The 19,019-nt window shown below is 62.4% G+C and carries 16 protein-coding genes; 13 read left to right on the forward strand and 3 right to left on the reverse strand.

Annotation, left to right across the window (positions count from 1 at the left end; all coding sequences use genetic code 11):
• Positions 1-182 precede the first annotated feature (182 nt).
• Positions 183-797: a trimeric intracellular cation channel family protein gene (locus DBR46_RS06890; protein WP_124525546.1), complete on the forward strand. Its 615-nt coding sequence runs from the start codon at positions 183-185 to the stop codon at positions 795-797.
• Here DBR46_RS06890 and queG read toward each other — a convergent pair.
• A complete protein-coding gene (gene queG, locus DBR46_RS06895) occupies positions 794-1,858 on the reverse strand; it encodes a tRNA epoxyqueuosine(34) reductase QueG (protein WP_124525547.1) in 1,065 nt (354 codons plus the stop codon). The two genes, DBR46_RS06890 and queG, sit on opposite strands and share 4 nt — an antisense overlap.
• Positions 1,859-1,921: 63 nt before the next feature.
• Here queG and DBR46_RS06900 point away from each other — a divergent pair, with 63 nt between their 5' ends.
• The 12 genes from DBR46_RS06900 to DBR46_RS06955 all read left to right on the forward strand — a co-directional run bounded on the left by DBR46_RS06900 (position 1,922) and on the right by DBR46_RS06955 (position 16,270).
• A complete protein-coding gene (locus tag DBR46_RS06900; protein WP_124525548.1) occupies positions 1,922-2,782 on the forward strand; it encodes an NAD(P)H-hydrate dehydratase in 861 nt (286 codons plus the stop codon).
• Complete coding sequence (tsaE, locus tag DBR46_RS06905; RefSeq protein WP_124525549.1) at positions 2,770-3,240, forward strand: tRNA (adenosine(37)-N6)-threonylcarbamoyltransferase complex ATPase subunit type 1 TsaE; 471 nt, start codon at positions 2,770-2,772, stop codon at positions 3,238-3,240. Before DBR46_RS06900 ends, tsaE begins: the two co-directional genes overlap by 13 nt.
• A 15-nt stretch (positions 3,241-3,255) precedes the next feature.
• On the forward strand, positions 3,256-4,677 hold the full coding sequence (locus DBR46_RS06910) for an N-acetylmuramoyl-L-alanine amidase (protein ID WP_026136555.1): 1,422 nt from the start codon (positions 3,256-3,258) through the stop codon (positions 4,675-4,677).
• A 14-nt stretch (positions 4,678-4,691) separates the two neighbouring features.
• On the forward strand, positions 4,692-6,593 hold the full coding sequence (mutL, locus tag DBR46_RS06915) for a DNA mismatch repair endonuclease MutL (RefSeq protein ID WP_177414013.1): 1,902 nt from the start codon (positions 4,692-4,694) through the stop codon (positions 6,591-6,593).
• A complete protein-coding gene (gene miaA, locus DBR46_RS06920) occupies positions 6,593-7,564 on the forward strand; it encodes a tRNA (adenosine(37)-N6)-dimethylallyltransferase MiaA (protein ID WP_124525551.1) in 972 nt (323 codons plus the stop codon). The genes mutL and miaA overlap by 1 nt, the downstream gene beginning before the upstream one ends.
• Before the next feature lie 94 nt (positions 7,565-7,658).
• On the forward strand, positions 7,659-7,919 hold the full coding sequence (gene hfq / locus DBR46_RS06925) for an RNA chaperone Hfq (protein WP_016976904.1): 261 nt from the start codon (positions 7,659-7,661) through the stop codon (positions 7,917-7,919).
• A gap of 12 nt (positions 7,920-7,931) precedes the next feature.
• Positions 7,932-9,233, forward strand: a complete 1,302-nt coding sequence (gene hflX, locus DBR46_RS06930; protein ID WP_017734959.1) for a ribosome rescue GTPase HflX — start codon at positions 7,932-7,934, stop codon at positions 9,231-9,233.
• A 96-nt stretch (positions 9,234-9,329) separates the two neighbouring features.
• Positions 9,330-10,505 carry an FtsH protease activity modulator HflK gene (hflK, locus tag DBR46_RS06935; protein WP_017734960.1) on the forward strand — a complete coding sequence of 392 codons (1,176 nt, stop codon included), beginning with the start codon at positions 9,330-9,332 and terminating at the stop codon, positions 10,503-10,505.
• Entirely contained in the window at positions 10,505-11,371 is an 867-nt protein-coding gene (hflC, locus tag DBR46_RS06940) for a protease modulator HflC (protein WP_124525552.1), read from the forward strand. Before hflK ends, hflC begins: the two co-directional genes overlap by 1 nt.
• Positions 11,372-11,664: 293 nt before the next feature.
• Positions 11,665-12,852, forward strand: coding sequence for an ATP phosphoribosyltransferase regulatory subunit (locus DBR46_RS06945; RefSeq protein WP_124525553.1), 1,188 nt, complete (start codon positions 11,665-11,667; stop codon positions 12,850-12,852).
• 54 nt (positions 12,853-12,906) lie between these two features.
• Positions 12,907-14,196: an adenylosuccinate synthase gene (locus tag DBR46_RS06950; RefSeq protein WP_124525554.1), complete on the forward strand. Its 1,290-nt coding sequence runs from the start codon at positions 12,907-12,909 to the stop codon at positions 14,194-14,196.
• Positions 14,197-14,335: 139 nt separating this feature from the next.
• A complete protein-coding gene (locus DBR46_RS06955) occupies positions 14,336-16,270 on the forward strand; it encodes a methyl-accepting chemotaxis protein (protein WP_124525555.1) in 1,935 nt (644 codons plus the stop codon).
• Between the two features lie 93 nt (positions 16,271-16,363).
• On the opposite strand, the gene DBR46_RS06960 is transcribed toward DBR46_RS06955, so the two are convergent.
• The gene (locus DBR46_RS06960) at positions 16,364-17,929 is read right to left on the reverse strand and encodes an iron ABC transporter permease (protein ID WP_124525556.1); all 1,566 of its coding nucleotides are present in this window, start codon (positions 17,927-17,929) and stop codon (positions 16,364-16,366) included.
• On the reverse strand, positions 17,929-18,942 hold the full coding sequence (locus tag DBR46_RS06965; RefSeq protein WP_124525557.1) for an extracellular solute-binding protein: 1,014 nt from the start codon (positions 18,940-18,942) through the stop codon (positions 17,929-17,931). Before DBR46_RS06965 ends, DBR46_RS06960 begins: the two co-directional genes overlap by 1 nt.
• Positions 18,943-19,019 lie beyond the last annotated feature (77 nt).

A 19,019-nucleotide genomic window follows, 5' to 3' on the forward strand; every position in this document is an offset into this window, starting at 1 on the left:
GGGCGGCGCCTGAACTGGCGCCATCGCAGGCAAGCCAGCTCCCACAGTTGACTGCATTCGCAAATCAAAATGTGGGAGCTGGCTTGCCTGAGATAGAGGCGACGCGGTCTTTCGCCAGGTGCCCCCTTTTGGTGCCATCACCAAATGATTAGACTGCGCGCCTCTTTGCAAGGATCGCCACCATGCTGCTCATGCTCTACCTCATCGCCATCACCGCCGAAGCCATGACCGGCGCGCTGTCCGCCGGGCGGCGTGGCATGGACTGGTTTGGCGTGGTGCTGATCGCCTGCGTGACGGCGCTCGGTGGCGGTTCGGTGCGCGACGTGCTGCTGGGGCATTACCCGCTGACCTGGGTCAAACACCCGGAATACCTGGTGCTGACCTCGGTCGCGGCGCTGGTGACGATTTTTATCGCCCCGCTGATGCGCCACCTGCGTTCGCTGTTCCTGGCGCTGGACGCCGTGGGTCTGGTGGCCTTCACCCTGATCGGCTGCATGACTGCACTGGAGATGGGCCACGGCATGCTGGTGGCGTCGGTCAGCGGGGTGATTACCGGCGTGTTTGGCGGCATCCTGCGGGATATCTTCTGCAACGACATCCCGCTGATTTTTCGCCGTGAGCTGTACGCCAGCGTGTCGTTCCTTGCCGCCTGGTTCTACCTGCTGTGCCTCTACCTGGAGCTGCCCAGCGAGCAATCGATTTTGCTGACCCTGTTCAGCGGCTTTCTCTTACGCCTGCTGGCGATCCGTTTTCACTGGGAAATGCCCAAGTTCGTCTACAACGACGACGTGCATTAACGGCTGGTGTGCTGGTTCAGCGCCCATTCCACGTGTTCGCGCACCAGCTCCGACGGATACTCCCGCCGCGCCTTCAAGGCTTCCAGCACCGGAATGCTCGACGGCGCATTGCCCAGGCCCACCGCCAGGTTGCGCAGCCAGCGCTCATACCCGGCGCGGCGTAGGGGCGAACCTTCGGTGCTGCTGAGGAATTTGTCTTCGTCCCACATAAACAGCTCGGCCAGTTCGGCGTTGTCCAGGTTGTGGCGCGGCTTGAAATCGCTTTCGCTGGTGGCGCGGGCGAAACGATTCCACGGGCATACGATCTGACAGTCATCGCAGCCGAATACGCGGTTGCCGATGAGTGGGCGCAGGTCTTCCGGGATCGCGCTCTTGAGTTCGATGGTCAGGTAGGAAATGCAGCGCCGCGCGTCCAACACATAGGGGCCGACGAAAGCATTGGTGGGGCAGATGTCCAGGCACGCCGTGCAGCGCCCGCAATGCTCGGTGCTGTGGGGCGCGTCCACCGGCAAGGGTAAATCGACAAACAGCTCGCTGAGGAAGAAATAACTGCCGGCCTTGCGATTGAGTACCAGGGTGTTTTTGCCGATCCAGCCCAGGCCGGCCTGTTCGGCGATGGCTTTTTCCAGCACCGGCGCGCTGTCGACAAAGGCGCGAAAGCCAAACGGGCCGATTTGCGCCTGGATGCGGTCGGCCAGTTGCTGCACGCGCTTGCGGATCAGCTTGTGGTAGTCGCGGCCGAGGGCGTAGCGGGAGATGTAGGCTTTTTCCGGTTTGGCCAGCAATTGCGCCATCTGCGTGTCGCCGGGCAGGTAGTCCATGCGCAGCGAGACCACGCGCAAGGTGCCCGGCACCAGTTCGTCCGGATGGGAGCGTTTGCTGCCGTGGGCGCCCATGTAGTCCATTTCGCCGTGGTAGCCCGCGTCGAGCCAGCGTTGCAGGTGCTGCTCATGCTCGGCCAGGTCCAGGCCGCTGATGCCGACTTGTTGAAAGCCCAGCTCGCGGCCCCAGTCTTTGATCGATTGGGCGAGGGCGGGCAGATCGGAGGTAATAGCAGGCATGAGACACGGGAAACCACAGGTTAGATGCGTATAATTCTGCCAGACATCGGAGCTTGAAGACGCATGCCGCAGACAAAACACCCAATTACCGACGTTCAGCCCCTGTTGCCTGGCGATTTGCCGCAACTGCCTGCGCGTTCCCCGGATGCCCATAAAGGCCAGTTCGGCCACCTGCTGGTGATCGGCGGTGACCGTGGCCTGGGCGGCGCAGCGCTGTTGAGCGCCGAAAGCGCGTTGCGCAGTGGCGCCGGCCTGGTTTCCCTGGCGACGCGCTCGGAGCACGTGCCCGCCGCGTTGGCGCGCTTGCCGGAAGTCATGACCGTCGGCGTGAGTTCGGCCAACCAACTGATGGGCCTGCTGGAAAAAATCTCGGTCATCGTCATTGGCCCGGGCCTGGGCGATGCCGCTTGGGGCAAAAGCTTGCTGTCGGTCGCTGCCAGCGCGCGCCAGCCACAAGTCTGGGACGCCGACGCCTTGAACCAGTTGGCCACGGGTAGCATCAGCTTGCCAGCCAACTCGGTGATTACCCCGCATCCGGGCGAAGCCGCGCGCTTGTTGGGACTCTCGACAGCCGAGGTTCAGGCCGATCGCCTTAAGGTGGCGCGCGCGTTGAGTCAGAAATTCAATGCAGTGGCTATTCTCAAGGGGGCTGGCAGTTTGATTGCCAGCCCGGACGGACGTATTGCGCGCTGTGACCAAGGCCATCCGGCGATGGCAACGGCCGGGCTCGGTGATGTGCTGGCCGGTCTGGTCGGGGCGTTGCTGGCCCAGGGCATGCCCGCCTATGAGGCAAGCTGCCTGGCCGTGTGGTTGCACGCCACGGCGGGCGATCGCCAGGGCAGCTTTGGTCGCGGGCTGGCGGCCAGCGACCTGATACCCGCCATTCGTCAATTGCTGGAGGAGCAGTCACCGTGTCTGAAGTAGTTCTTTTCCTTGCCGATGAAGACGCCATGGTCGCGTTTGGTCAGCGTATCGCCCAAGTGACGGCCGGCGCGGGGCTGATCTTTCTCGAAGGCGACCTGGGGGCGGGCAAGACCACGTTGTCCCGGGGGATCATTCGCGGCTTGGGCCATACGGGTGCGGTAAAAAGCCCGACGTTCACCTTGGTAGAACCCTACGAGATTGGTGCGATCCGCGCCTTTCACTTCGACCTCTACCGCCTGGTGGACCCCGAAGAGCTGGAGTACATGGGCATCCGCGATTATTTCGATGAGGATGCGTTGTGCCTGATCGAGTGGCCAGATAAAGGCACAGGCTTTTTGCCAAAGCCGGACCTGACCATTACCATTACGCCGCATGAGACAGGACGTCAGCTGAAGTTGTTGCCCCAGAGCGCGCGCGGCCAGTCGTGGTGCGCCGCTTTGGCATTGGAATTCAAATAATTGGTGGGGTTAGGTATGCGCTTTCGCGCGTTGGTTGCTGTCGTAGGGGTGTTGCTTGCGGCAATGACTGTCAATGCTCTGGCTGCTTCGCAGGTGAAAAGTGTGCGCCTGTGGCGAGCGCCGGATAACACGCGACTGGTGTTCGACCTGTCTGGCCCGGTCCAGCACAGTGTCTTTACCCTGACGGCGCCCGATCGCCTGGTGATCGACATCAATGGGGCAACCCTGGCCGCGCCGTTGAAAGTCTCCACCGCCAACACGCCGATTACCGCCATGCGTTCGGCCCAACGTACGCCGACCGACCTGCGGGTGGTCATCGACCTGAAAAAGACTGTCACCCCGAAAAGCTTTGTGCTGGCGCCGAACGCCCAGTACGGCAACCGCTTGGTGGTCGACCTGTTCGACAACGCCGCCGATGCCAACCCGCCGCCAGCGCCGCCGCCGAGCGTCGCGACGGTGCCTGCGGTGCCGGTCAACCCGACGCAACCACAGGTGAAGCTGCCGCCGCTGCCACCGGCTCCGGCGGGCAAGCGCGACATTATCGTGGTGATCGACGCCGGCCACGGCGGTGAAGACCCGGGCGCCTCGGGCTCGCGCGGCCAGCATGAAAAAGACGTGGTACTGGCCATCGCCCGCGAACTGCAGCGCCAGGTCAACGGCATGAAGGGCTACCGCGCCGAGCTGACCCGCACCGGCGACTACTTCATCCCGCTGCGCGGGCGTACCGAAATCGCGCGCAAGAAGGGCGCCGACCTGTTCGTCTCGATCCACGCCGACGCCGCACCGTCCACCGCCGCGTTTGGCGCTTCGGTGTTTGCCCTGTCGGACCGTGGCGCCACCTCGGAGACCGCCCGTTGGCTGGCCGACAGCGAAAACCGTTCCGACCTGATCGGTGGGGCCGGCAACGTGTCCCTCGATGACAAGGACAAAATGCTCGCCGGCGTGCTCCTCGACCTGTCGATGACCGCCTCGCTGACCTCCAGCCTGAACGTCGGCCAGAAAGTCCTGAGCAACATCGGCCGGGTCACGTCGCTGCACAAGCAGCGCGTGGAGCAGGCCGGGTTCATGGTGTTGAAGTCGCCGGATATCCCGTCGATCCTGGTGGAAACCGGGTTTATCTCCAACGCCAACGAAGCCTCGAAACTGGCCAGCGCCAGTCACCAACAGGCCTTGGCGCGTTCGATCAGCGCGGGTATCCGCCAGTTCTTCCAGCAGAACCCGCCGCCGGGCACGTATATCGCCTGGCTGCGCGACTCCGGGAAAATCGCCCAGGGCCCGCGTGACCATCGCGTGCAACCGGGCGACACCCTGGCCATGCTGGCCGTGCGCTTCCAGGTTTCGGCCGCCACATTGCGCAGCGCCAACAGCCTGAAGACCGATGAATTGAAGGTCGGCCAGGTGTTGACCATCCCCGGCACCGAATTGGCAGCACAGTAATGAGTGAGTCAGTCTTGAACAACGGCTCGCGCATCGAGCTGCTCAGCCCACGCCTGGCCAACCAGATTGCCGCCGGTGAGGTGGTTGAACGCCCGGCGTCGGTGATCAAGGAGTTGCTGGAAAACAGCATCGACTCCGGCGCCAAGCGCATCGACGTGGACGTGGAGCAGGGCGGCGTCAAGCTGCTGCGGGTGCGCGATGACGGCAGCGGCATCTCGTCCGATGACCTGCCGCTGGCCCTGGCCCGTCACGCCACCAGCAAGATCCGCGACCTCGAAGACCTGGAACGGGTGATGAGCCTGGGCTTTCGTGGTGAGGCATTGGCGTCCATCAGCTCGGTGGCGCGCCTGACCTTGACCTCGCGGACCTGCAGCGCCGAACAGGCCTGGCAGGTGGAAACCGAAGGCCGCGACATGGCGCCCCGGGTCCAGCCAGCGGCGCATCCGGTGGGCACTTCGGTGGAAGTGCGCGACCTGTTCTTCAACACCCCGGCGCGGCGCAAATTCCTCAAGGCCGAAAAAACCGAATTCGATCACCTGCAAGAAGTCATCAAGCGCCTGGCCCTGGCGCGTTTCGATGTGGCGTTTCATTTGCGCCACAACGGCAAGACCATCCTCAGCCTGCACGAAGCCCACGACGAAGCCGCGCGTGCGCGCCGGGTGTCGGCGATTTGTGGTGCGGGCTTCCTGGAGCAGGCGCTGCCGATTGAAATCGAGCGCAACGGTTTGCGTCTGTGGGGCTGGGTTGGCTTGCCGACGTTCTCCCGCAGCCAGGCGGACTTGCAGTACTTCTTTGTGAATGGTCGCGCGGTGCGCGACAAACTGGTGGCCCACGCGGTGCGCCAGGCCTATCGCGACGTGCTGTTCAACGGGCGGCATCCGACGTTTGTGCTGTTCTTCGAGGTCGACCCCTCGGTGGTGGACGTCAACGTGCACCCGACCAAGCACGAAGTACGCTTCCGCGATGGCCGCATGGTGCACGATTTCCTCTATGGCACGTTGCACCGCACCTTGGGCGATGTGCGCCCGGATGATCATCTGGGTGCGCCGATCGTCACAGCCGTGGTGCGGCCGAGTGGGCCGGAGGCGGGTGAGTTTGGCCCTCAGGGCGAAATGAGCCTGGCCGGCAACCTGCTGCAATCGACGCCGCCGCAGCCATCGTTCGCGGCGCCGGGTTCTGGCGCGGGTGCGGGCTATCAGTATCAATACACGCCGCGTCCGCAATCGGCCGTGCCTGTGGCTGAAGCGCAGGCGGCGTATCGCGAGTTTTTCGCGCCGCTGCCGGGCGCCCAGCCGGGTGCTGCGGTGGCTTTGCCGGAAGGTGGCGGTGATATTCCGCCGCTGGGTTACGCGCTGGCGCAGCTCAAGGGCATTTATATCCTCGCGGAAAACGCCCACGGCCTGGTGCTGGTGGACATGCACGCCGCCCACGAGCGGATCATGTACGAGCGCCTCAAGATCGCCATGGCCAGCGAAGGCCTCAGTGGCCAGCCGCTGTTGGTGCCGGAATCCCTGGCGGTCAGCCAGCGCGAAGCCGATTGCGCCGAAGAACATGCCGCTGTGTTCCAGAAGCTCGGCTTTGAGCTGCAACGCCTGGGCCCGGAAACCCTGGCCATCCGCCAGATCCCGGCGCTGCTCAAGCAGGCCGAGGCCAACCGCCTGGTCGCCGACGTGCTCGCCGACCTGATGGAATACGGCACCAGCGACCGCGTGCAGGCGCATATCAACGAACTGCTCGGCACCATGGCCTGCCACGGCGCCATCCGCGCCAACCGCCGTCTGGCGTTGCCGGAAATGAACGGGCTGCTGCGTGACATGGAAAACACCGAGCGCAGCGGGCAATGCAACCATGGCCGACCGACCTGGACCCAAATGGGCCTGGACGATCTGGACAAACTGTTCTTGCGCGGTCGCTGATGAGTGCCTTGCCCCCCGCGATCTTCCTGATGGGCCCCACGGCTGCCGGCAAGACCGACTTGGCCATCGAACTGACCAAAGTGCTGCCCTGCGAGTTGATCAGCGTCGACTCTGCCCTGGTTTACCGGGACATGGACATTGGCACGGCCAAGCCGTCCAAAGCGCTGCTGGCCCAGTATCCGCACAAGCTGATCGACATCATCGACCCGGCCGAGAGCTATTCGGCGGCGGACTTCCGCACCGACGCCCTGGCTGCCATGGCCGAGATCACCGCGCGCGGCAATATTCCGCTGCTGGTGGGCGGCACGATGCTCTATTACAAGGCTTTGCAGGAAGGTTTGGCGGATATGCCGGCGGCCGACGCCCAGGTACGCGCCGAGCTTGAGGAAGAGGCTGCACGCCTTGGCTGGCAAGTCTTGCACGACCAATTGGCGGCGATTGACCCGGTATCCGCCGCGCGCATTCACCCCAATGATCCGCAGCGCCTCAGCCGCGCGCTGGAAGTCTGGCGTGTGAGCGGCCAGACCATGACTGAACATCGGCTGAAACAAACTGCGCAAAGTGCCGACGCAGGCGCATCTGGACGGTCACAATTGCCCTATACTGTGGCGAATCTGGCCATTGCCCCGGCGAATCGCCAGGTGCTGCATGACCGTATTGCACAAAGATTCACAATTATGTTGGAACAGGGGTTCGTGGACGAGGTCGTAGCACTGCGTTCCAGAGGTGACCTGCATCTAGGGTTGCCTTCGATACGTGCTGTAGGCTATCGCCAAGTCTGGGAGCATCTGGATGGCAAGCTGACGTCAGCCGAAATGCAGGAACGCGGCATCATTGCCACGCGCCAATTGGCGAAGCGCCAGTTCACCTGGCTGCGCAGCTGGAGCGATTTGCACTGGCTGGACAGCCTGGACAGCGACAATCTGTCACGCGCCTTGAAATACTTGGGAACGGTCTCCATATTGAGCTGAGTCCTTGCAATTGCCGTCTATCCTTGGGGGTGTGACGGCCTTGAGCTATCTATTTTCCGATTTTTTATTATTGATCCTTAAAGGAGTGCGGCACATGTCAAAAGGGCATTCGCTACAAGACCCTTACTTGAATACTTTACGTAAAGAGAAAGTGGGGGTTTCCATCTACCTGGTCAACGGTATCAAGCTGCAAGGCACGATCGAGTCGTTCGACCAGTTCGTGATCCTGCTGAAAAACACCGTCAGCCAGATGGTCTACAAGCACGCTATCTCGACAGTCGTTCCAGTGCGTCCAATCCGTCTGCCAAGCGCAGCGGGTGATGAAGCAGCTGACGCTGAGCCAGGTAACGCCTGATAGGAGTCTCCTTTGTTCTTTGAGCGCCACGGTGGTGGTGAGCGGGTAATCCTCGTTCACTTGGATGGACAGGACCCTGAGGCGCGCGAAGATCCGCAGGAGTTTCAGGAGTTGGCTAATTCGGCCGGCGCCGAGACCGTTGCGTTTTTTAACGTACCGCGTCATCGGCCAACCGCCAAATTCCTGATTGGCAGCGGCAAGGTCGAGGAACTGCGCGACCTGGTCCACGCCGAAGAAGCCGATCTGGTGATCTTCAATCACGTCCTCACGCCCAGTCAGGAACGTAACCTCGAACGTGTGTTCGAGTGTCGCGTGATCGACCGTACCGGTCTGATTCTCGATATCTTCGCCCAACGCGCTCGTACCCATGAAGGCAAGCTCCAGGTTGAACTGGCCCAGCTTGACCACATGAGCACCCGGCTGGTTCGCGGCTGGACTCACCTTGAGCGTCAAGGTGGCGGTATCGGCATGCGTGGCCCGGGTGAAACCCAGCTGGAAACCGACCGGCGCCTGCTGCGGGTGCGCCTGCGCCAGATCAAGGGCCGCCTCGAGAAAGTGCGCAGCCAGCGCGAGCAATCGCGCCGTGGCCGTTCCCGCGCGGATATCCCTACCGTGTCCCTGGTGGGGTATACCAACGCCGGCAAGTCCACGCTGTTCAACAACGTGACCAAATCCGACGTCTATGCGGCCGACCAGTTGTTCGCCACGCTCGACCCGACCCTGCGCCGTCTGGATCTTGACGACCTGGGGCCGATTGTCCTGGCCGACACCGTGGGTTTCATTCGTCACTTGCCCCACAAGCTGGTCGAGGCATTTAGGTCTACGCTCGAAGAGTCGAGCAATTCCGACCTGTTGTTGCACGTGATCGATGCGGCTGAACCGGATCGCATGTTGCAGATCGAGCAGGTGATGCTGGTACTGGGCGAGATTGGTGCCCAGGACTTGCCGATCCTCGAGGTCTATAACAAACTCGATTTGCTTGAAGGCGTTGAGCCACAAATCCAGCGCGATGAGAACGGCAAGCCCCAGCGGGTCTGGCTGTCGGCGCGTGATGGCAGTGGCCTGGAGCTGCTTGAACAAGCCATTGCCGAGTTGCTTGGCAGTGATTTGTTCGTCGGCACCTTGCGCTTGCCCCAGCGTTTTGCTCGACTGCGTGCACAGTTCTTCGAGCTGGGCGCAGTACAGAAAGAAGAATACGACGAAGAAGGTGTCAGCTTGCTGGCCGTTCGATTGCCGCGCACGGAGCTTAATCGGCTGGTCAGTCGAGAAGGCGTTGTACCGACAGAGTTCATCGAACAACACACTTTGCAATAAAAGCCTCCGAAAGCGGTTGTGCCGCAGTAGCAGGCATTCTGTAGCATTGGTCGGCGCGCCGTGGGTGCGTCTTTGCTTTATCAGATGGAGAGCGCTATGGCTTGGAATGAGCCGGGTGGCAACTCGAATAATCAGGATCCTTGGGGTGGTAAACGCCGCAATAATGGCGACCGCAAGGGGCCACCAGATCTCGACGAGGCCTTCCGAAAGCTGCAGGAAAGCCTGAATGGGTTGTTCGGTGGTGGAAAAAAACGTGGTGGTGACGACGGCGGTCGCACAAGCAAGGGCGGCGGCTACGGCCTGCTGGGCCTGGGTCTTGTCGTGCTGGCGTCCGTCTGGCTGTACAGCGCCGTCTACGTCGTGGACGAGCAGGAACAAGCCGTGGTGCTGCGCTTCGGCAAGTACTACGAGACTGTCGGCCCGGGCCTGAACATCTACTTCCCGCCGATCGACAAGAAGTACATGGAAAACGTCACGCGTGAGCGTGCCTATACCAAGCAGGGCCAGATGCTGACCGAAGACGAGAACATCGTCGAAGTGCCGCTGACCGTGCAGTACAAGATCAGCAACCTGCAAGACTTCGTGCTGAACGTTGATCAGCCTGAAGTCAGCCTGCAGCACGCGACCGAAAGCGCCCTGCGCCATGTGGTGGGTTCCACCGCCATGGACCAGGTGCTGACCGAAGGTCGTGAACTGATGGCCAGCGAAATCAAGGAGCGCCTGCAGCGCTTCCTCGATACCTATCGCACCGGTATCACCGTGACCCAGGTGAACGTACAGAGCGCAGCGGCACCGCGTGAAGTGCAGGAAGCCTTCGATGACGTGATCCGCGCCCGTGAAGACGAGCAGCGTTCGCGCAACCAGGCTGAAACCTACGCCAACGGCGTCGTGCCGGAAGCCCGTGGTCAGGCCCAGCGTATCCTTGAGGATGCCAACGGTTATCGTGACGAAGTGGTTTCCCGCGCCAAGGGTGAGGCAGATCGCTTTACCAAACTGGTCGCCGAGTACCGCAAGGCACCGGAAGTTACCCGTGAGCGTCTGTACCTGGACACCATGCAGGAAGTCTTCAGCAACACCAGCAAGGTTCTCGTGACCGGCAACAAAGGTGGGCAGAACAACCTGCTGTACCTGCCGCTGGACAAGATGATCGAAGGTGGTCGTAGCAGCACCAGCGCACCAGCCACCGGTTCGACAGCCGCTGCCAACGAAGCGAGCGCCCGTGCGGCCGCTGACTTGCTGCAACAGCAAACACGTAGCAGGGAGAGTCGTTGATGAGCAATAAATCGCTGACCGCCCTGATTGTGGGCGTCGTCGTGGTCATCGCGGCCTGGAACTGCTTCTACATCGTGTCTCAGACCGAGCGCGCGGTGATGCTGCAATTCGGTCGCGTGGTCCAGGCAGATGTCCAGCCGGGCCTGCATGTGAAAGTCCCCTTCGTCAACCAGGTGCGCAAGTTCGATGCTCGCCTGATGACGCTGGATGCACCGACACAACGCTTCCTGACCCTGGAAAAGAAAGCCGTGATGGTTGACGCCTACGCCAAGTGGCGCGTCAAGGATGCCGAGCGTTTCTACACGGCAACTTCTGGTAGCAAGTCTGTCGCCGACGATCGTTTGTCGCGCCGTCTGGAGTCGGGCCTGCGTGACCAGTTTGGTAAGCGCACCCTGCACGAGGTGGTGTCCGGTGAACGTGACGCGCTGATGGCTGATATCACGCGTTCGTTGAATGCGATGGCGGAAAAAGAGTTGGGCATCGAAGTGGTTGATGTCCGGGTCAAGGCCATTGATCTGCCGAAGGAAGTGAACCGCAGCGTCTTTGAGCGTATGAGCACCGAGCGTGAGCGTGAAGCTCGTGAGCACCGCGCCAAGGGTAACGAACTGGCTGAAGGTATCCGTGCGGATGCCGACCGTCAGCGCCGTGTACTGCTGGCAGAAGCCTATCGCGAGTCCGAAGTGGCCCGTGGTGATGGTGATGCTCAAGCCGCAGCGATCTACGCCAAGGCCTACGGCCAGGACCAGGAGTTCTACGCGTTCTACCGTAGCCTGCGCGCCTACCGTGAAAGCTTCGCGAACAAAACCGACGTCATGGTGCTGGACCCAAGTAGCGATTTCTTCCGCTACCTGGAAAAAGCCAAGTAATCAGCTCGTCACTGGGTAGGACGCACTCCGTCGGGCGGCTAAAACGCCTGGCGGGGTGATCCTTTCAGAAAACGGGTGTATGATGCGGCAGCCGGGAAATTCCCGGCTTTTTTGCGTCTGCATGTTTGATTCGGCAGGCGTGACAGGTTTTTCGAGGAAAGTGCCTGACGAGGCCGATTACAGGCCGTTCGTCACGTCGCTCTTGCGCGTGGTTTATGCAGGGGGCGGGTATTTTCTGCTTCACTCAAGGCTCGGCCGAGGGCTGGCCGCCCGGATCAAAGGGGATTGGCGTAATGGCAACGGTAGACCGCTGGCTGCTGCCAGATGGCATCGAAGAAGTACTGCCACCAGAAGCTGCGCGCATTGAAGTAGCGCGTCGCCAGGTGTTGGATCTGTTCCAGAGCTGGGGTTACGAGTTTGTCGTGACCCCCCATATCGAGTACCTGGAATCCCTGCTGACCGGCGCGGGCCAGGACCTGGATCTGCGCACCTTCAAGGTCATCGACCCGCAATCGGGCCGGCAAATGGGTTTCCGTGCCGACATCACGCCGCAAGTGGCGCGCATCGATGCGCACACCCTGCGTCGCGAAGGCCCGAGCCGCTTGTGCTACGCCGGCAGCGTGCTGCATGCACAGCCGCGTGCGTTGTCGTCTTCCCGTAGCCCGATCCAGTTGGGCGCCGAGTTGTACGGTGATGCGAGCCCGAGCAGCGACGTTGAAGTGATCAGCTTGATGCTGGCCATGCTGCAACTGGCGGACGTGCCGGATGTCCACATGGACCTGGGCCACGTCGGTATCTACCGTGGCCTGGCGCGTGCGGCCGGTTTGTCCGGTGAAGTGGAGCAGCAGCTGTTCGATGCCCTGCAACGCAAGGCCATCGACGAAGTGATCGCCTTGACCGCAGGCGTGCCGGCGGATTTGGCCGAGATGCTGCGTGCACTGGTCAACCTGTGCGGCGGTCGTGAAGTGCTGGTGGCTGCGCGTGAGCGCCTGGCCAAGGCGCCGGCGCCGGTGCTGGCTGCGCTGGACGACGTGCTGGCGATTGCCGAGCGGTTGTCGGCACGCTTCCCGGAGTTGCCGCTGTACTTTGACCTGGGCGAGTTGCGCGGCTACCACTACCACACCGGTGTGGTGTTCGCGGTGTTTGTACCGGGTGTTGGCCAAGCCATCGCCCAAGGCGGTCGTTATGACGACATCGGCGCCGACTTCGGTCGCGCCCGTCCGGCGACTGGCTTCTCTACCGATTTGAAAACCCTGGTGACCCTGGGGCGTGCTGAGGTCGAGCTACCGTCTGGTGGCATCTGGATGCCCGACAGTACGGACGCAGCACTCTGGCAGCAGGTTTGCCAGTTGCGCAGTGAGGGTCAGCGTGTCGTCCAGGCCTTGCCTGGGCAGCCATTGGCCGCCGCCCGTGAAGCGGACTGCGACCGGCAATTGATTCAGCAGAACGGGCTTTGGCAAGTATCGCCACTGGCTTCTTGAGTTTTCCTGCCGGCCATCGCCGGCACCAAGTTTGCGCGAATGAGGACAAGTGTTATGGGTAAGAATGTCGTAGTCCTGGGCACCCAATGGGGTGATGAGGGCAAAGGCAAGATCGTTGATCTGCTGACCGAACATGCTGCCGCCGTAGTGCGCTACCAAGGTGGCCACAACGCTGGCCACACCCTGGTCATCGATGGCGAAAAAACCGTCTTGCACCTGATCCCGTCGGGCGTGCTGCGCGAAGGCGTGCAGTGCCTGATCGGCAACGGCGTGGTGGTTGCACCTGACGCCCTGCTGCGCGAGATCATCAAGCTGGAAGAGAAAGGCGTACCGGTGCGCGAGCGCCTGCGTATCAGCCCGTCCTGCCCGCTGATCCTGTCCTTCCACGTTGCGCTGGACCAGGCCCGTGAAAAGGCCCGTGGCGAGCTGAAGATCGGCACCACCGGTCGCGGCATCGGCCCGGCGTACGAAGACAAGGTTGCACGTCGTGGCCTGCGTGTGGGCGACCTGCTCAACATGCCGCGTTTCGAAGACAAACTGCGTGAACTGGTGGATTACCACAACTTCATGCTGGTGGGTTACTACAAAGAGCCGGCCATCGAGTTCGACAAGACCCTGGCCGAGTGCAAGGAATACGCCGAGCTGCTCAAGCCGCTGATGCTGGACGTGACTGCTGAGCTGCACGACCTGCGTCGCGCTGGCAAAGACATCATGTTCGAAGGCGCCCAAGGCTCCCTGCTGGACATCGACCACGGTACCTACCCGTACGTGACCAGCTCCAACACCACCGCTGGTGGCGTTGCCACCGGTTCCGGCGTTGGCCCGATGTTCCTGGACTACATCCTGGGCATCACCAAGGCCTACACCACTCGCGTAGGTTCGGGCCCGTTCCCGACTGAGCTGTTCGACGAAGTCGGCGCGCACCTGGCCAAACAAGGCCACGAGTTCGGCGCAACCACCGGCCGTGCCCGTCGTTGCGGCTGGTTCGACGCCGTCATCCTGCGTCGCGCTATCGATGTGAACAGCATCTCGGGCATCTGCCTGACCAAGCTGGACGTACTCGACGGTCTGGAAACCATCAACATCTGCGTCGGCTACAAAGACGCAAACGGTAATGATGTTGCGCCAACCGACGCCGACAGCTACGTAGGCCTGCAGCCTGTGTACGAAGAAGTGCCGGGCTGGACCGAATCGACCGTGGGCGCCAAGACCCTGGAAGAACTGCCAGCGAACGCCCGTGCCTACATCAAGCGCGTTGAAGCGCTGATCGGCGCACCGATCGACATTATTTCGACGGGCCCGGACCGCAACGAGACCATCGTTCTGCGTCACCCGTTCGCGTAATAAGCTGTTGATGTAAAAAGCAAAGGGCTCCTTCGGGAGCCCTTTGTCGTTTCTGCCGTCCGGGCGGCACGACCTTTGCTTCGGTTGTCTCTTTCGCGGTGCTATCAATTTAATGGCACCCGTGGTGGAGGGATTCCCGATGTCTGCCGTTCTCTCATTGTTACAAAGCCGTCTTTTGCGGCCGGTGTTCGTTACCCTAGGTATCGCTCTTTTGGTGCAAGTGCTGGTGGCCGTCGCTCTGACGCGGAGCACCGTGACCGCGCTGGAAGCCGATTTGAGCAATCGCCTGGGCATCGACAGCCAGAAACTGTCTGGCGAATTGGCCCAAGCGGGCAAGGAAGTCACGTCCAGCCTCGACAGCTTGTCCACCAGCACGCGCCAGCGTCTGACCGCAGGGTTGTCGACGCGTCTGCAGGAAGAGCAGAAGCAACTGCGTGCGACCCTGGAAAAAGACCTGAAAGACTCCGCCAATGACATGGCCCAACTGCTGGCCTCGGTGGCGCCGCGCGCCATGTGGGACAGCGATGTGCCGACGTTGTCGGAATTCGCCCGGCGCGCCCAGCGCAATCCCAATGTGCTGTTCGTGGTCTACGACGACGCGGCCGGTGAGCACCTGACCCGCTACCTGAATCGGGAAAACCCGATCAACAAGGCCCTGCTGGAAAAAGGCCAGGGCGACCGCGCCTTGGACAAAGTGTTGAATGCTGCCAAGAACGATCCTTCGGTGTACTACGTCGAGGCCTCCATCAGCCCCAACGGCGTGGAAATCGGCAAAGTCCTGATGGGCGTGTCGACCGCTTCGGTAGAGGCCGACCTGCAGGCGCTGGACAAGCGCTTCGCCGCCTTGATCGCCAGCGGCGACCAACTGGTCGGCGACAGCCTCAAGGGCGCCGCTGCCGACAGCGCGACCGCCATGGGCGCCCGCCTGCAATCGGCGCAAGCCACCGCCACCCAGATGACCGCCAACACCACCAGTGCCGTACAAGAGGCCGCCGGCACCCTGCGCTGGCGCATCGGCATGGGCCTGGCCCTTGTTGGCCTGGGCGTATTGCTGCTGATCGCCATCGTGCTCGGCCGTCGTGTGGTCAATCGCCTGAAACTGTTGATTGCCGCCATGGACGACCTCGCGGCGGGCGAGGGTGACCTCACCAAGCGTGTGCAAATCAGCAGCAAGGACGAAATCGGCGACATGGCCTCGGCGGTCAATCGCTTTGTGGATAAGTTGCAGCCGATCGTGCGTGAGGCGGGCGACGTGGCCCAACGCACCGGCGTGGAAATCGGCGCCATGACCCTGCGCAACGCCGGCGCCGACGCAGCCGCCGGTTTGCAGCGAGACGAAGTTGCCGAGAGCCTGCGCGCGCTGTCGCAAATGGCCGACGAGGCCCAAGCCGAAAGCCATGCCATGCAGGCTGCCTTGCAACAGGTGGTGGATATTCGCCAGGCGACGGATGAAAACTCGCGCACGTCGACCGAAGTGGGCGAACTGATCGAAGCGCTGGCGGGGCAGGTGCAGGCCGGCTCCAAGGTCATCGAGCGCCTGGCGCAGCAGAGCGAGCAGATTGAAGTGGTGCTGACGGTGATCCACGGCATCGCCGAGCAAACCAACTTGCTGGCCCTCAACGCGGCGATTGAAGCTGCACGTGCCGGTGAGACCGGGCGCGGCTTTGCGGTGGTGGCGGACGAAGTGCGTGCGCTGGCCAGCAAAACCCAGAGCTCCACCGGGGATATCCAGGCGCATATCGTCGCGTTGCAGCAAGGTGCGCGGGAAGCGGTGGAAACCATCGGCAAGGCTGGGCGCCAGGCCAATGAAGGCTTGCTGGTGCTGCGTGACAGCGTGCGCTTGCAGCAGACGGTGCAGGCGTCGGTAGAGCAAGTACATGCCGCGATTGGGTTGGCGACACGGGCGGCGGAGCATCAGGCACAGGGTGCGCAGGCGGTGCGCGGGCGGGTCGAGGTGATCCATGCCCAGGCCGAGCGTGCGGCGCAGGCGGTGGTAGAGACGACCGCCAGTGGCAAGGTGCTGGATGGGTTGGCGGCGCAGTTGAAGGCCAGCTTGGGGCAGTTTCGAGCCTAGTGTTGCCTGTGCCGACGCCTTCGCGAGCAAGCCCGCTCCCACATTTGGAATGCATTTCAAAATGTGGGAGCGGGCTTGCTCGCGAAGGCGATCTCAGCGACTCAGATACATCCGCGTCGTGAGCAAATAAACCGGCAATCCCGACACCAAAATCAACAACGCCGCATACGGCGCCGCCGCCGCAAACTCCACATTCGAGGTATGCGCCCACACCGCTGTCGCCAGGGTATTCAACCCCGTCGGGCTCAGCAGCAAGGTCGCCGTCAATTCCTTCATCGCATCCAGAAACACCAACGCAAACGCCGCGCCCAACGCCGGAAAGATGATCGGCAAGGTCACCCGACAAAACGCACTGAACGACGACGCGCCCAAGGTGCGAGCGGCCTCTTCCAATTGCGGTGCAGCCTTGTTCAACGCCGTACGGATCGGCGCCTGGGCCAAAGGCAAAAACAGCAGCGCATACGCAATCAGCAACAGCGCCGAGGTCTGGTACAACGCCGGCACGTAATGCAGCGCGAAATACACCAGCGTCAACGCAATCACCAAGCCGGGCAGGGCGTGCAGCAGGTACGGCAAGCGCTCGGCCCAGATCGCCAGTTGGCCTTTATAACGCACCACCAGCAACCCGACCGGCACCGCCAGCACCAGGCACAACGCCGCGCCGCCGAGGGACAGCGCCAGGGAGGACAGCAGCGCCTCACTAATCGCAGCCACCGGGAATGCCGCCGACGAACCGACCGCCAGCCAATAGCCGAGCATCCCCAGCGGAATGCCGCTGCCGATGATCGCCAGCGCCAGGCAATAGACTTGCCCCAACGGCGCCCACTTGCCCAGGCGCACTTGCTCGGCATGTCGCGCCGCGCCCTGGCCGATGCGCACGTGCCGGCCCTTGCCGCGCACGCACAGCTCCAGCCACAGCAGCGTCAGGCACATCACTAGCAATACCGCCGAGAGCATCGCGGCGTTGGCGTTACTGAATTCCAACTCGAATTGCTGGTAGATCGCGGTGGTGAATGTCTGCAAGCCGATGATCGACAGCGCGCCGAATTCCACCAGCATATGCAGCGCAATCAACAGCGCCCCTGCCAGCAGCGACGGCCACAACAAGGGCAGGGTGACGCGCCAGAACACGCCCCAGCGATTCAGCCCCAGGGTGCGCGCGGACTCTTCCAAAGACGGATCAAGATTGCGCAGCGTCGCCGCCACCGGCAGGAACACCAGCGGGTACTTCGACAGGCTCATCACCAGGATCGCGCCGCCGAGCCCTTCGAAACTGGCGCTCAGCGACACCCAGGTAAAGCTGCTGACAAACGCCGGCACCGCAAACGGCAGGCACAGGATCACGCCCCAGATGCGTCGCCCCGGCAAGTTGCTGCGTTCCAGCAGCCACGCCAACGACAGCCCGACCACGCCGCACGTCAGCGTCACACCCACCATCAACGCCAGGGTGTTGCGCAGCAGGCCAAACACGTACGGACGCCACAACAGATGCACGGCCTCGGCCCAGCCCGCCTGCCAGGCCTTGAGCCCGACATACGCTAGCGGCAGCAGGCTCAGGCCCACCAGGAACAGCACGGGCAACAGCAGCCAGATCGACGGCCGTTTGCGCCGTGGGCTGAAACCCCCGCGCAGGGCGGGGGCGGGGAGCGATGGGTTCATCAGTTCAAGCCAACGTCACGTTCCAGGTCCAGGGCTTCTTCGGCGTTGCCCAGGTCGGCGGGGGTGACTTTTGGCGGTTGCAGCTCGCTGAACGGCTTGAGGCCACGGCTGGACTCCATGCCCTTGCGCAGCGGGTATTCGGCCGAGGTGTTGGTGATCACGCGTTGGCCTTCTTCACTGGCCATGAACGCCAGTAGTTGCTGGGCTTCCTTGGGGTGCTTGCTGGATTTGAGCGCCGCCGCCGAGGACACGGTGATCAGGCCGCCGACGTCGCCATCGGTGAAGTAATGCAGTTGCGAATCCAGATTGGTCTTTTCTTTTTTCAGGGCAAACCAGTAGTAGTTGTTCACCAGCACCGTGGCCACTTCGCCGTTCTCCACGGCTTTGAGGGCGACCATATTGTTGCTGTAGACCTTGCCGAAGGCGCGCAGGCCGGTCAGCCATTCTTCGGCGGCGTCGCGCCCGTGCAGCTTGATGATCGCCACGGCCTGTTCCTGGAACGCGCCGCTGGTGGGCACGAAGCCGACCTTGCCTTGCCACTCGGGGCCGGCGAAATCCAGCACCGACTTGGGCAGGTCTTTTTCGGCGATCAGTTTCGGGTTGAAGGCCACGACGCGGGTACGCGCGGTCACGCCCATCCAGTCGCCATTGGCGCCGACGTAGTCCTTGGGCAAGACGTCGAGGGTGCTGGCGTCGATCTTGGCCAGCATGCCCTGCTCGCCGAGTTTGTTCAGCGGCGGCGATTCTTCGGTGTAGATCACATCGGCCGGGGAGCGTGCGCCTTCTTCGACGACCTGGCTGGCGAGCTGGTTGCTGCTGCCTTTGCGCACGTTGACGTGAATGCCGGTCTTGGCTTCGAAGGCCTTGGCGAGTTCATCGCCGACTTCCTTGTGCTGACCGTTGTAGAGCGTGAGGGTGACCGGGTCGGCGGCCATTGCGGTGGAGGCGCCAAGCACCAGGCTCAGCAGAGAAGCGGCCAGGCCGCGCAGCAGGGGTTTGTTGCGAATCGTCATGCGGGTACATCCTCGCTTACGGCTACATATCTGGAAACAATGATAAACGATATTGTTTCTCAGGTGCCGTTCCGGGG

The sequence above is a fragment of the Pseudomonas sp. KBW05 genome (assembly GCF_003852405.1).
Classification (GTDB): domain Bacteria; phylum Pseudomonadota; class Gammaproteobacteria; order Pseudomonadales; family Pseudomonadaceae; genus Aquipseudomonas.